14 protein-coding genes and 1 tRNA gene are annotated in these 12,874 nt (G+C 67.1%); 5 read left to right on the top strand and 10 right to left on the bottom strand.

The features are described 5' to 3' along the window. The first annotated feature begins 11 nt into the window (after positions 1–11). From H6717_40570 to H6717_40580, 3 genes are all read left to right on the top strand, one after another. Positions 12–85, top strand: a tRNA-Gln gene (locus H6717_40570). A 223-nt stretch (positions 86–308) separates the two neighbouring features. After that, positions 309–1,550, top strand: a complete 1,242-nt coding sequence (locus H6717_40575; GenBank protein ID MCB9583398.1) for a hypothetical protein — start codon at positions 309–311, stop codon at positions 1,548–1,550. Between the two features lie 33 nt (positions 1,551–1,583). Beyond that, positions 1,584–3,392 (top strand): hypothetical protein, encoded by a 1,809-nt coding sequence (locus H6717_40580; protein ID MCB9583399.1) that lies wholly within the window; start codon positions 1,584–1,586, stop codon positions 3,390–3,392. Between the two features lie 33 nt (positions 3,393–3,425). On the opposite strand, the gene H6717_40585 is transcribed toward H6717_40580, so the two are convergent. From H6717_40585 to H6717_40605, 5 genes are read right to left on the bottom strand one after another with little or no spacing between them, the layout of a single operon-like run. Then, complete coding sequence (locus tag H6717_40585) at positions 3,426–4,085, bottom strand: class I SAM-dependent methyltransferase (protein ID MCB9583400.1); 660 nt, start codon at positions 4,083–4,085, stop codon at positions 3,426–3,428. 17 nt (positions 4,086–4,102) lie between these two features. Next, the gene (locus H6717_40590) at positions 4,103–4,522 is read right to left on the bottom strand and encodes a hypothetical protein (protein MCB9583401.1); all 420 of its coding nucleotides are present in this window, start codon (positions 4,520–4,522) and stop codon (positions 4,103–4,105) included. After that, entirely contained in the window at positions 4,522–5,376 is an 855-nt protein-coding gene (locus H6717_40595) for a hypothetical protein (GenBank protein MCB9583402.1), read from the bottom strand. Before H6717_40595 ends, H6717_40590 begins: the two co-directional genes overlap by 1 nt. A 13-nt stretch (positions 5,377–5,389) precedes the next feature. After that, positions 5,390–5,920 (bottom strand): hypothetical protein, encoded by a 531-nt coding sequence (locus H6717_40600; GenBank protein ID MCB9583403.1) that lies wholly within the window; start codon positions 5,918–5,920, stop codon positions 5,390–5,392. A gap of 52 nt (positions 5,921–5,972) precedes the next feature. Then, on the bottom strand, positions 5,973–6,743 hold the full coding sequence (locus H6717_40605; GenBank protein MCB9583404.1) for a hypothetical protein: 771 nt from the start codon (positions 6,741–6,743) through the stop codon (positions 5,973–5,975). Positions 6,744–6,945: 202 nt separating this feature from the next. Here H6717_40605 and H6717_40610 point away from each other — a divergent pair, with 202 nt between their 5' ends. Together H6717_40610 and H6717_40615 are read left to right on the top strand one after the other, a co-directional pair. After that, on the top strand, positions 6,946–7,959 hold the full coding sequence (locus H6717_40610) for a radical SAM protein (GenBank protein MCB9583405.1): 1,014 nt from the start codon (positions 6,946–6,948) through the stop codon (positions 7,957–7,959). Beyond that, positions 7,956–9,170 (top strand): glycosyltransferase family 4 protein, encoded by a 1,215-nt coding sequence (locus H6717_40615; GenBank protein MCB9583406.1) that lies wholly within the window; start codon positions 7,956–7,958, stop codon positions 9,168–9,170. The genes H6717_40610 and H6717_40615 overlap by 4 nt, the downstream gene beginning before the upstream one ends. Positions 9,171–9,539: 369 nt before the next feature. On the opposite strand, the gene H6717_40620 is transcribed toward H6717_40615, so the two are convergent. The 5 genes from H6717_40620 to H6717_40640 all read right to left on the bottom strand — a co-directional run bounded on the left by H6717_40620 (position 9,540) and on the right by H6717_40640 (position 12,844). Then, positions 9,540–10,502: a hypothetical protein gene (locus H6717_40620; GenBank protein MCB9583407.1), complete on the bottom strand. Its 963-nt coding sequence runs from the start codon at positions 10,500–10,502 to the stop codon at positions 9,540–9,542. Between the two features lie 52 nt (positions 10,503–10,554). Continuing rightward, entirely contained in the window at positions 10,555–11,289 is a 735-nt protein-coding gene (locus H6717_40625; GenBank protein MCB9583408.1) for a hypothetical protein, read from the bottom strand. Between the two features lie 46 nt (positions 11,290–11,335). Continuing rightward, positions 11,336–12,070, bottom strand: a complete 735-nt coding sequence (locus tag H6717_40630) for an SMI1/KNR4 family protein (protein MCB9583409.1) — start codon at positions 12,068–12,070, stop codon at positions 11,336–11,338. Continuing rightward, entirely contained in the window at positions 12,070–12,222 is a 153-nt protein-coding gene (locus H6717_40635; protein ID MCB9583410.1) for a hypothetical protein, read from the bottom strand. The genes H6717_40630 and H6717_40635 overlap by 1 nt, the downstream gene beginning before the upstream one ends. Before the next feature lie 271 nt (positions 12,223–12,493). Then, entirely contained in the window at positions 12,494–12,844 is a 351-nt protein-coding gene (locus H6717_40640; protein ID MCB9583411.1) for a hypothetical protein, read from the bottom strand. Between the last annotated feature and the right edge of the window lie 30 nt (positions 12,845–12,874).

Genomic DNA, 12,874 nt, shown 5'->3' on the forward strand with positions numbered 1-12,874 from the left:
GCGCGGCCCGATCCGGCGTCGTCTAAAGGCAGGACAAGGGACTTTGAATCCCTGAATCATGGTTCGAATCCATGCGCCGGAACCACTCGGAGATTCGCCAAGGGCGAATCTCCTCGCAGAGCAGGTTCGAGTCCGAGTTTGACGGTGGAGCTTGCGCTGGGCGCGGTGGCTGAGCGGGACGGTACCGCGGCGGACCAACAAATGATTTGGGGAATCGCGTTGGGATAACGGTGACTTGGGGCTTGGCTCGGGGGAGGTGGTGGACACGTTCTTTGGAATCCAGGGTTCGGTTTGCTAACGGTCGAACCATGGGAAGGCTCTTCGAGGGGAGTGGTGCGCTCTGCACCCTGGTATTGGCAACCTTGCTCGGTGGATGCGCCGGGGAAGTAATGGACGACGGCGAGATTCGCGCGGAAAGCGCTGAGATCTCGGCGGACTGCGATCCCGCTGCGTTGCCGCCGGGATTGAAAGTGCTGTGCGAGCTGAAGCGGCGGGCGGAAGGCCGGCGCTTGTTCGACCAGGAGACGTTCGGCGGCAATGGTCGCACCTGTCTGACCTGTCACTCGGTGCAGACGGGCACGGTGTCGCCGGAGGACGCGCAAGCGCGGCTTGCGGCGGACCCAAACGATCCGCTGTTCGTCCACGATGGCCTGGACTCGGACGGCGTGGGCACCACGCGTATCACCACGGACGCGACGGTGGGCATCACGCTGCCGCTGCCCTGGTACGTGAAGCTCAAGAACGACCCGAGCGCCACGCACATCACGGTGTTTCGCGGCATCCCCACCACGCAGAACACGCCGGCTCTCGACCCGGTGCTGATGACGGACCTGCGCAACACGACGCTGGAAGAGCAGGCGCTCGGCGCCATCCACGGCCATGCGCAGAACACGGTGGAGCCCACCGAGAACGAGCTGGAGCTGATCGCGGAGTTCGAGAGAGAGGGCCGTCGCTTCTTTTCTTCGCCGAAGCTCGCGCGCTACGCCCGCGGCGGGCCGCCGCCCAAGCTGCCCAAGGGTCACACCGCGTCACAGAAACGCGGGCGTGAGTTCTTCGAGGACGCGCCCTTCAATCCGCCCAGCAAGAAGGGCGTGTGCGCGCTGTGTCACAGCGGGCCGATGCTCAACTTGACCAACGAGTTCGGCGCCCAGGTGTTCCCCGCGCCGGTGGGCACGCGCTTTCATCCCATCGACGTGGATGGCGTCAACGCCAACAACTATCCGCTCTATGATTTGTTGATCGACGACGGCATGGGCAACGTGGTCGAGGCGCAGACGCCGGATCCGGGCGCGCTGCTCACCCCGGCGGTGCTGCCGCCGTTCACGGTGCTGCATCCGTCCACCTTCGTGGGCGCCTTCAAGACACCGCAGCTGTGGGGCGTGGCGGACACGGCGCCGTACTTCCACGACAACTCCGCCAAGACGCTGGAAGACGCCATTCGGCACTACCAGTTCTTCTTCGACAACGACCCGTTCCTGGCTGGTTCCGGCATCGTGTTCACGGATCAGGACGTGGACGACATCGCCGCGTTCATGCGGCTCTTGCGGTAGCGAGACGGCTCGGCATCGAGTGATACTGGGGCGATGTCGAGCCTCACGCGCACCCTCGTGATCCTGCTGGGCGTGGCGGCGACGGCGTGCTCGCGCTGCTCACCCCCGCAGGAGTTCGAGTTCTACGTCGAAGGCGTGCCCCACACGGTGGACGACGCCGAGGACATGGACGACCCGCCGGACGTGGAGGTCACGGTGAAGAAGGGCCAAAAGGCCCACTCCGGCAACGTGGCTTGCGGGCACTCTGCGGTGTGCATCATCGTGTTGCCGTTCGTGGTGGGGGAAGCGATCTTTCCCGAGCACTACCGGGTGGTGACCGTGAAGAAGAGCGGCGCCGTGTGGTACTCGGGGCTGTATCGCGGCAACGGTGAGTTCATGCACGGTGTGATCACCGAGAAGGGCCAGGCCCGGCGCATCGACTTGGTGAACGCCAGCTACATCGGGCGCAAGGTGGTGGTGGAAACCGCTCACGGTCCGCTGGGACCGGACGGCAAGCCTGGCAAGCTGGAGGACAGCTCGGTGCAGAAGCAGGTGGACCTCCTGTCCGAGTACGAGAAGGTGCTGGCCCTCGGCTGGCCGGCGGACAAGCGCGGGCGGGCGCTGGCAGAGGCGCTCCGGATCCTCCACCACGACGCAGTGCCGCTCGCCAAGAAGCAGCTCGCCGAGCACCCGGAGTACGCCTTCCGCGCGCCGGTGATCCGTAACGTGTGCAAGGACGAAACGCCGGCGCTGAGCGCAAAGGCGGATCGCGACGCAGTGATCGATGCCGTGCTGGCGTCGAAACCGGATGCCGCCACCGCGCTGGCGGCGGCAGAGTGCTACCGCCAGGACCTGGGCGACCCGCGGGCAGCGAAGCTCTTGCGCATCGTGCTCACTGAGCTGTGTGCGGAGCCCAAGGAGGGGACGTTCAACAGCTTCCAGGCCTTTGCGCTGGGCGACGTGGACGCGAAGACCCTTCCGCCGCCGGGCAAGGATGCTCGGGCGGACTCCGTGCGCAAGGTGGTGGCTCCGATGCTGGCCGAGTGCGGAGATCGCGGAGTGCAGGCGTTGCTCCAGCGAGTGCTCGGGCTGGGGGATGCCGACGCCGTCAGGGTGGCGCTGGCGGAGACCCCGCCGTGGGGGCAACGCATCGCAGCCTTTACCCTGGATCCCAAGGACGCAGACGACCACGCGACGTTGGTGTGGGCCTTGGGGCAAAAGAGCGTGAGCTTCGCGACGATCGTGAAGCGACTGGATCTCTCCGACGTGACGCCGGATGACGCGGAAACGACGGCTCTCGTCGACCGTTACCGCGAGAGCAAGGGCGAAGTGGGCGAGCGCATTCCCGCCCTGCGCCGCGTGGGCAAAGCGAAAGATCCGAAGAGTGCACGCGCGCGGGTGAGCCGCTACCTCGCGACGGAAAAGGACGCGAGCGAGCGCATTGCGCTCCGCGCGTTGCTCGTATCCCTGCAGGGCAAGGAGCACCGCGCGAAGCTGATCCGCGAGAGCGTGGACGAAGTGTGCCGCGCGCCGTCGGTGCCAGCCGCGGCGAGCGGTTCCGGCGCGCCGTCGGCCGCGACGAGCGGTTCCGGCGCGCCGTTGGCCGCGGCGAGCGGTTCCGGCGCGCCGTCGGCCGCGACGAGCGGTTCCGGCGCGCCGTCGGGCTCCGCCGCGCCGGAAGTGGCCCAGTGCGAGCTGGATGTGGGCTTCACGCCGCCGGATCTCGCCAAGAAGGTCGGCGAGCTGGCGTTTCATGCATTGCGCGACAGTGGGTGCACGTTCAGCGAGGTGCGCGCGGCGTACTCCGCGGCCCGCGCCAAAGAGACGCTGCCGGAGCCGCTGTGTGAAGCAGCGGAGCCGTGACCGCGGCGGACCGACATCAAGATGAAAACGGACTCAGTGGAGCGTGCCCCATGCGCACAGGTGGCGATCACTGGTGGCGGCGACGCTGAGCGCTGGTAGCCCGGCGGCGCTCAGCTGCGCTCGCACTTCTTCCACCGTGAAGGCCGCATGGAGGCTGGCGAGGAAGTCGCGCTTGAGCACCTCCGGCTCGTTCGCGGAATACTGCTCCACGATCGCGCGCGCTGAATCCGGGGTGTCGGGGCGCGCGAGGTCCATCACCAACACGCGGGCACCGGGGGCCGCGAGCTCTCGCACCGCGGTCCACAGCAGCTGCGGGTCGTGCAGGTGGTGGAGCAAGCTGTTGCTGAGCACGAGGTGGTAGCTGTGCGCCTTCAGCGGTAGCTCGCCGAGGCGCGCGCAGTGCAGCCGAACGCGAGCGCCGCTCGCCTTGACGGCACCCGCCCCGCAATCGAGCATGGCCCGAGAGCCATCCACGGCGTCGATCTCGAAGCCCGGATGGCGCAGCGACAGGCGCAGCGGGATGTCCGCGGGGCCGCAGCCGAGATCCACGACCTTGGCCTGCTCCGGAAGCGGCGCGAGCTTGGTCTCGACGAGCTCCACGAACGCCTGGTTCGGCTCCGCGAAGTCCGCTTCCGCGTAGGCGCGGGCCTGCTCCGCGTCGTCCATCAGCTCCGGTTCGGGGGTGCGCTCCATGGGGGCGAGAGTGTGCCTCATTTCCGTGGCATGCCGTAGATGCAGGTGAGGGCGCGCACGCACTTGGAGCCGACTTGCTTGCAGCGGTGCTCTCCCGCGCTGCAGCTTCCGCGTTGCCCTTTCCACAAGCACACTTCGTCGCGCAGGCAGTCTGACGCGCTCAGCTCCTCGCAACGGGTGATGCAGCCGATGGCCGGGCAATTGCTTGCGAAACAGCGGTCGTCGGTCATGCACGCCGCTGCGCTCTCGCCACGGTAAGAGAGCGCTTCGCACTTCGGATCGGCCTCACACGCCTTGGCGTCGGTGTGCTTGGCGCACGGGTCGCCGCTCACGGCGGTGCACCAATCGTCTGGGCGTTCTCCGCAGCTGGCCTTGCTCGTGCTTCGACACGAAAGCAATGCCGCGGCACACACGAGGAGCCCCGCCAGCGCCCGCATCAGTGCTCCACCACGCGGCGCGTGTCCACTTGCCAACCGCCCTTCTCGAGCTCGAAGGTGGCGCTGGCCGTCACGCCTTCCAGCGCATAGCCGAGCTCCACCTCCGCGCTCGGCGGCTTGCAATCGAGGCGCGTGATCACGATCGCGCTCTTGTCGTCTGGCGGTACCAGCTTCACGGCGACGTCGCGCTTCTTCAAGTTGCGTCCGTCACACGGCGAGCCTTTGGCCAGCTTCAGCGGGACCCGTGATTCCAGCTCCAGGTGCAGATACGGCTGTAGATCTTCCAAGTCGAGCACGCGCTGGCACAGCGAGGTCCACATTTCGTCCGTGCACTCCTTCGGCATCTCCGCCGTGGGCACTGCCTCTGCGGTGCGCAGGCTGCGACGCTCCGGCTCGTAGTAGGTGTTGTCCGTGCACTGCGCTCCGGGCGTGGCGGACTGGCAGCACCTGAGCACGTGGCGCTCTTCGCTATCGTCCTGGCACACCAGGGTTTCGTACTGCGCGCAGCTCGTGCCCAGAAACTTCGCGCACTCCGGGAAGCGGCCGGCCGCACACCAATGCTCACTGTTCTGCCAGCCTTTGCACACCGTGATGGGGCGCAAGCGGCCACTGTCGTCACAGACGTTGTACGCCGTCACGTCCTGGGATCCGAATAGCGCGCGGCAGTTCGCCAGCACGGGGCACGCCATGGCGTAGTCACCGAACAGCTCGCAGCGCCCGCGCGACGCCGAGAACGCCGACGGCGTGTCGTGACTCGGGCTGCTCAGGGCTCCGCTCAGCAACTTGCCCGCTGCGTTTGCCGCCTGACTTCCACCGGAGGTTCCGCACGCCCACAGGGCCAGGGCCGCCAGCATTGGCGCCAGCCTCTCAGCCGAGCTTGCCACGCTTGTCTTCTCGAATGGCATCGCAGCGCGCTCGGGTCCGCTCGAGGAGCTCGTTGGAATTCTGGGGGTCGACGTTCGTCACGGTGACGCCGCCAGGAGCAATCGCGAGCTCGAACACCACCGGTTCCGGGCACTCGTCGTCCCAGATGTACGCGCCCCAACCCTTGCCGCCATGCCGCCCGGCTTCCCACGCCAGCAAGGTGTACGCGTCGAACCAGCAGTGGAAGCTGTCGTGGCTCTGGAAGTAGGCATCGAGCTCCAGGCTGCCGCCGCGCCTGAGCGAGTAACCGAGATACTGATCGTCTTGCGCCCCCAAGTACGCGAGCAGCTCGCTGACGGTGCACGGATCCTCCTCCGGCAAGTAGCCGTCGGCGTGCGGTACGAGGTCCGTTCCCAGTTGAGCGCTCGGCCACCCTTCCGGGCGAATCAAGCGCGTCGCCTCGAACGCCGCAACGCGATCCGCGTCGAGTTGCAGCGACAGCATGCCGAACACGCCAGACCGTTCCAACTGCATCAGCTTGCTCCCCAGCATGGGTTTGTCGGGGCGGCGCGGAACCACCCGCTCGCTACTGGCACAGCGGACAACCGATGGGGCACGTCTTCTGGTTCGGCGTGGGAGTGAAGCAGATGGGCCCCATGGACGGACCGGGACCCTGGACGTCGCAGCACAGCTGCGCGTCGGTGCACACGTGCGTGCCGCAACAGAAGCCGGCGCTAGGCGGTTGCCCGAAGCAGGGCGGCTTTCCGCAAACGCCGCCGCTGCAATACTGCGGCGCCACGCCGCACACGTTGCCGCAGGTGCCGCAGTTGTGCGGATCGTTCATCAGGTTGACGCACTGGTCGTTGCAGCACGTCGTGCCCAAAGGGCACCCCGTGGGGCCGCAGTTGCCGGTTCCGCCTGCGGTGCCGCCGGATCCGCCGGAGCCCGTGCTGCAGTCCCACACCAGCGCGTCCGTGCAGGTGCACGAGATACTGCTGCCGCCCCCCGACGCGCTGGCGCAACCCATTCCTGGTTCGCAACACAGCGCGCCGCTCGGGCCGCACCCCGTGCTGGAGCAACCGCCGGCATTGCCGCTGCCGCCCATGTTGCCCATGCCGCCCATGCTGCCACCGACGTTACCAGTGCCGGCCATGTTGCCCATGCCGGCCATGTTGCCCGTGCCGCCCATGTTGCCGCCGGCGTTGCCGCTGCCGCCCACGTTGCCCGCGCCGCCCGTGTTGCCGCCGTTGGCCGAGCCACCGCTGCCGCCGTCAAGGTCGACCTTTTCCGTGGAGCCGCCGCACGCCGCCAGCATGCCGAGCACCGTGAGCCCCAACGCCACCGTGAGCTTGCGCATGCACCAAGCGTACGCCTCGGTTCCACGTCGGACAACTCCGGCGCCGACGCGCCGGGCATCGCGCCGGACCGACAAGAAGCGGCGGGTGTGACGCGGGCTCACAGGCGTTGCGCTCGTGGCACTCGAGTCGAGGTGAGAGCGCAACGCTCGGCTTGATTTCTTCGCGCATGGGCCTCGGCACGCACGTTGCAGCCTGCCAAGCATGGACTTGCCGACCGTGGCTCGCGGCATCGGTGCGCGCGCGGGGCTCACTGCCACGCCCATTTCCTTGGGCTTCGAGATCACGCACCTGTGCAACTTGGAGTGTGCCTACTGCGACCGGCACACGCCGCGACCACGGGAGATGACGCGAGAACAGATCCTCTGCGTGCTTTCGGACTTTCACGCGTTGGGCATGCGGCACGTGTCGCTGGACGGCGGCGAACCCCTCGCGCATCGCCACGTGGACGAGGTGGTGGCGTTCTTGGTGCAGCGCAAGGTGCGCGTGTACATGAACACCAACGGCATACTGGCGCCCAAGAAGCTGCCAACGTTGCGGCTCTTGTCCAAAGTGAAGATCAGCCTGGACGGACCGCCGGAATGCCACGACGCGATGCGAGGGCAAGGCGCATGGCACAAGGCGATGGCGGGCGCCCGGGCGGCTCGCAGTGTGGGAACCCAGGTGGAGCTCACCTGCGTGGTGGGTCGACACAATGCCGCGCACATCGAGGAGCTGTTGCAGCTGGTGGAGGAGGCGCGCTTCGTCGTGGTGTTTCAACCCGCGCGGAGCAGCCTGTTCTTGGGCGGCTCTCGCGACGGCTCGTCCTTCCAGCTGGAGACCGACGAGCTGCGTCGCGTGTTCCGGCTGCTGGAGGCGAGGAAGCTCGGAGGTAGCCCCGCGATCGGGAATCGCTGGGCGAGCCTCCGGCACTTTCGTTCGTTTCCGGACGACACCAGCGTTCCCTGCGCGGCGGGCACCATCAACGCGACGCTCGATCCCGAGGGCAATTTGTTCCACTGCGGGCAGGTCGAGCGCAGCGATGGTCGAAACGTGCTCGAGCTCGGAGTGCGTGAAGCGTTCGAGCAGCTCCCGCGTCAGGGTTGCACGCAGTGCTGGTGTGCCCGCGTCGTGGAAGAGAACTACGCCTGGGGCGGTCGTCTCGATCGCATGCTGCCGCCGAAGGACGTGAGCGCTCCCGAGCCGCTGCCGCCGCGCCGGCTGAAGGTGGTGGCGTGACCATGGGCCTGAACGCCGTGCCTCTGCCGGAGCTTCATCCCGCTCCGGCAGGGTCGCTGCAGATCTCGATCGACTGCAGGTACGTGCGCAAACAGGCGAGCGGTATCGGCGCCTACGTGAAGGCCCTGGTCGATCGGCTTCCCCTGCTGCGCCCCGCGGCGCGCTTTCACCTGTGGGTGGATCCCAGTGCGCCGCGACCGCTGTCCGCCGAAGACAACGTGCGGGAGACGGAGGTGCGCCCTCCGGCGAATGGCCTCTCCACGCTGTTCGTGCCTTCGCGGCTGGTGGATCTGGAAGACGCGGACGTGCTCCACGAGCCGTTCAACATCCTCGGGCGCGGCATTCCGTGCCCCACGGTCGTCACCATCCACGATTTGATGTGGCTCGAGTCGCCGGCCCACGCCGAGGGGCTCTCGCTGGCCACGCCGTTCAAGGCGGCGTTCTACGCCGATGGCATCCGCCGCGCGCTGCGCGACGCCACGCGCCTGGTGGCCATCTCTCGCGCCACGGCGGACGTCATCCGGCGTGTCGATCCCGTCGCTGCGCGCAAGGTGCGGGTGATCCCTCATGGCATCGAGGTGCGCTTTCGTCCGCCGCGCGACCGCAGCGCCGCGCGCGCCGTCTCGCTCGAGCGCCTCGGGATCCGCGGGCGCTATCTGCTGGTGGTCGGCCAGAACACGCCGAGCAAGAATCACCGCGCCGTGCTGGAGGCCTTCGCCGCGGCGCGCCTGCCCGAGAGCGTGCACTTGGTCATGCTGCAGCGCCTGTACCGCGGGCGCCGCCTCGGCGTGTTGAACGCCACGCCGTTGGATCAACGCGCGCGGGAGCTCGGCATCGCATCCCGCGTGGTGTTCCCCGAGCACCTCTCCGACGACGCCGTCGTTGAGCTCCTTCAAGGCGCAGAAGCGCTGATTCAGTTTTCCCGCTACGAGGGCTTCGGCATGCCCGCGCTCGAAGCGCTCGCGTGCGGCACCCCCGTGATCGCGAGCGACATCGCGCCCTTGGTGGAAGTGCTCGGCGGCGCTGCGCTGCACGTCCCTCTCCGCACCGGCCGTCTCGCCCTCGCCCTCGCCCTCGAGCGCCTGCTCCGAGACGCCGCCCTCGCCCACGAGCTGTCCGCCCGCGGCCCCGAGCGCGCGCGCGACTTCTCTTGGGAGCGCTCCGCCGCCCTTCACTTCGACGTGTACCGCGAAGCCGCCACCGAAGGCTGACCGCGACGCACACCGACGCCCGACTTCGTCGTGTTTGTCGGTCCGCCGCGAGCCCGTTGGGAACTCCACTCCTTAGGGTATCGCGAAGCGCGTTCAGAGGAGGGGAACCTCGCTCCCTGTCCCAGTTGCGAAAGATAGGATGTACGCATCCTATCTTTGCGCTGTGCACCCCCCACGATCCGCGGGGAGCGCGAAAACATAGGGCAACATTCTGCTCAGATCCGTGATCATTCGGAGGGGATGCTCGACCATGTACCCTCGAATGATCACCTTTCTGAGCGTTTTTTCGAGGCACTCGCGGCAGACCGACAACCTTCGGCTTCGCTCACTTGGTTGCGGTGATCCTGTTCGCAGTCAGCGGGCCTTCGCTCACTTGCTTGCGTCGATACCGAGCTTGTCGAACCAGCTCCGGACCTGTTCGGCCGTTAGCTCGGACTCGACGAAGGCGTCGGCCGGGAGCGCCGCGAGGTGCGGATTGAAGAAGCCGGAGTCCCAGCTCCGGGATCCGAGCAGGGTCGGCCACAGCAGGATGACTTGCACGTCGTCGACGAAGGGGATCGACCGCGCGGGAGCCTCGCCCCAGATCGATGCGCCGATCTCCGCCGTGGGCGAGCGCGGGTCCCCAAAGTGCCACCAGGCGGCGTCCGAGACCGACTGATCGGAATGGCCTCGCGCCGCACCAGCAACATTCGGATCAGGCTCCTTCCCTCCTGGAATGCGCGTCCCAATCGCGGTCTGGATCAGGGAGAAGAGATGAAAGCAGTGGTGCACGTTCTCGTAGCGTAGGCGGAGACCCTTGCCGGAGGGCGGATGCAGCACGACGAGAGTGCCGCTGGTGCGAAGCAGCGTCTCGCGGACCCAGGTCGCGCCCCAGCCGTAGGACTCCAGCTCTTCTAGCCGGGCAATGAAGGCGTCGTCGCTGGCGAGGGCGCGGCGTGTGTCCGGCATGTGCGCGAGGTGCGCCACGACGGCGGTGCAGATCTCCGGAAAGGATTCGAGGAGTGCGGCCTGCTCCGGGGTGGGCTCGGGGATCGGGTCGTCGTCCTCGCCCGGGGGCACGTGCGGCAGCGTGGACATCCAATGGCGGAAGTGCTCGAGGAGCGTCGGTCCGGCGATCTCCGGGCGGGCACCTTGTTCGATGGCAGTGCCCAGCGTGAGCGCAACCCACGCGGCGCCTGGCGGCGGCAACTCCCGCGCAGTGGCGGCCAGTTGCCGGAGCGCGTCGGGCTCGGCGTTTGCGTGCGCGAGAAAGCTCCGCGTGGATTGCACGAGATCGTCGTTCACGCTGGTCCCGGTGCGCGCACGGCACGCGTTCAAGAGCTGAGTGAGCATGGCGCCGGGAGTATTGCCCACGTGGGGGGCCGCGAGAACCGCGTCCTTCGGGCTACTGCACCCAGCGCAGGTTCCGCAGCAGCAAGAAGCTCAGCAGCTTGTCGTTTGGGGTTCGGTACACGGCTTGCGCTCCGAGCAGCCGCGCGGTGACGGCGGACATTTCCCAGCCATCCGTCTCGCGTGCGGGCCACATGGCGCAGGCGAGCTTGAGCAGCCGATGCTCCTCGCCATAGTCGCGAACCTGCTGAGTACTTTGCTTCAAGCGCGCGTCGTCCGAGGTGTTCGCCCAGGACCAGAGCCAGGTGTCGGAGTTCTTGGAGATGCTCCCGATGAAGTCGAAGTCGGCGCGCACGACATCTACACCGCGGTTGGAGAACACGATCTGCCCCGTGCCCTGCTCCCAGTAGAACCGTTCGTGCTCGGTCAGGCGAAACTCGCCGATGACCTCGTCCTGGCGTTCCTGGAGGTACGCGATGGACTCTTGGATCAGCTCTTCTTGATCCGCGAACGTGGCACCGGGCCAATTGAGCCGCCGGCGGTCCATGTAGCAGCCGGCGCAGAGAAGTTGGATGTCCATTGCCGCCTTCAAGCGCTCCGTCCACCCGTCTTCTTCTTCGAGGACGGCTTCGCAGGCGTCACACCACGCATCGGGAAACATCGCGTCCGGATCGTCGTCGTCGTACCCGTGATGGAAGCCCTGCCCTACACCCGCCACGAGATGGATACAGACGAAGGTGCCGTCCTGGTCGCCATGCTCGGCGCACTCGATCTTCTTGTCGGAGGTCATGCCGCAGTCCGCAACCTGCCACGGCGCGCGCTGGGCTGCACCGGGTTCACGGATCGAGCCTGCGGGAAGCCAGCCAGTCCGAAAGCTCCGTCTGATAGCGCTCGTCGAGGGCGTACAAAGACCCGTCAAACCCATGTCGAAGGGGCAGCAGGTCGAGGAGCGCCGCACTCTGACTCGTCGGGGCGATGAACCAATCGCACTGGTCGGGCGTGTCCCAGAGCAAGACTCTCCCCATGGGGCTCGAGAACCGGAGATTTCTGTCCCCGGGCCAACGGTACGTGGCGGTCCCCAGCTCGAAGTTCTCCCGCAGCTTTTGGAGCCACACTTCGGACAGTGCCTCGAGGTTTCCCGCGAATCGCGCCGCCTCCACGAGCTGATGGTCTGCGATCTGGCACATCACCCACTCCGACAGACGGTCGGCGCAACGACACCAGCCTTGCTCTCTGCCGTCTTCCGCCGCAACGAGTACGGGTGGGTCCGAGGGCCCGGCCAACGGAATCGCCCAGTGGCACACGTTTTGGTTCTCGTGCATGAATACGAGCAGCCCATCGCTCGCGGAAGTGCGTAGCTCGTCGATGGGAACGGGCCAATCGGAGTTGCTGTGCCGATGGAGCAGGGCGGGCCACCCTCCGTTCACGAGCAGCTCACGAAAGCACGCCGGCAGCGGAGAGCCGAGGTCCCGCTCCAGCACCTGCACCGCCGCCTCTGCCGCCACATCCCGAGCGCCGGCTACGCCAGCCAACGCGAAAGCCGCGTCAAGGAACTGCTTGGGTCGCTCCATCACTCGCAGCCTGCGGGCGCAGTTCGCGCGACGTAGAACATGCGCTCCACGATCAACGCGTGGGGGTACATGCCGAGATGGCCGTAGCGGCCTCTGGGCGAAACGTTGCCGTTCAGCTCGACATAGAGGCCCGCTTCGCTGCACTTAGCCACGTCGCAATCATCGTACATCGCTGCGGCTTCGCTCAAAGATGGGTCATCTCCCTCAATGGCCCACGCCTCCTTCGCGCCACATTCCCGATAAGACATCGGCTTCGAATCCGAAACTGAGGAACCCACGATGCCTGGCGCGTGGGTCTTGTTGCCCAAGCGGACTGGTGGTGCTGCATGCTGCGCTCACTGCCAGGAGCGAAACAACGAAGACGCCGACGACCCGCATGCCCACCCGAGGCACAGAGTAGCAGACGAGCGCAGTGTGCCGAAATCAGTTCGGATCCGAACGACCTTCTCGATACGGGTCGAAGTCGCTTCCGCGCCCTCGCGCGGGGCGGCGGGAAGGATCGATGGGGATGCGGCGCGCGGGCAACAGCACGTCGTTGTATTCGGGCGTCAAAGGCTTTAGCGGGTGGCGCCGCTGGAGCTCTTCGAGCTCCGCCTCACGCGCGCGGTACTCCGCCCGGAGTCGGGCAAGCTCCGCCTCCGTCTGCCGGCGGGCGTGCTCGAAACGCGCCCTGCGCCGCTCTCGAACGCGGTGGAGCTGTAAGGCGATGCCGAGCACGAGAATCGATGCGCCCGCCGCCACGAGAACGTTCCGGAGCTTCCTCCCGCGTGCCACCCGAGAAGGATACGCGCGATGCCCATCACG

It is taken from the genome of Polyangiaceae bacterium (assembly GCA_020633235.1).
Classification (GTDB): Bacteria; Myxococcota_A; Polyangia; order Polyangiales; family Polyangiaceae; genus JACKEA01.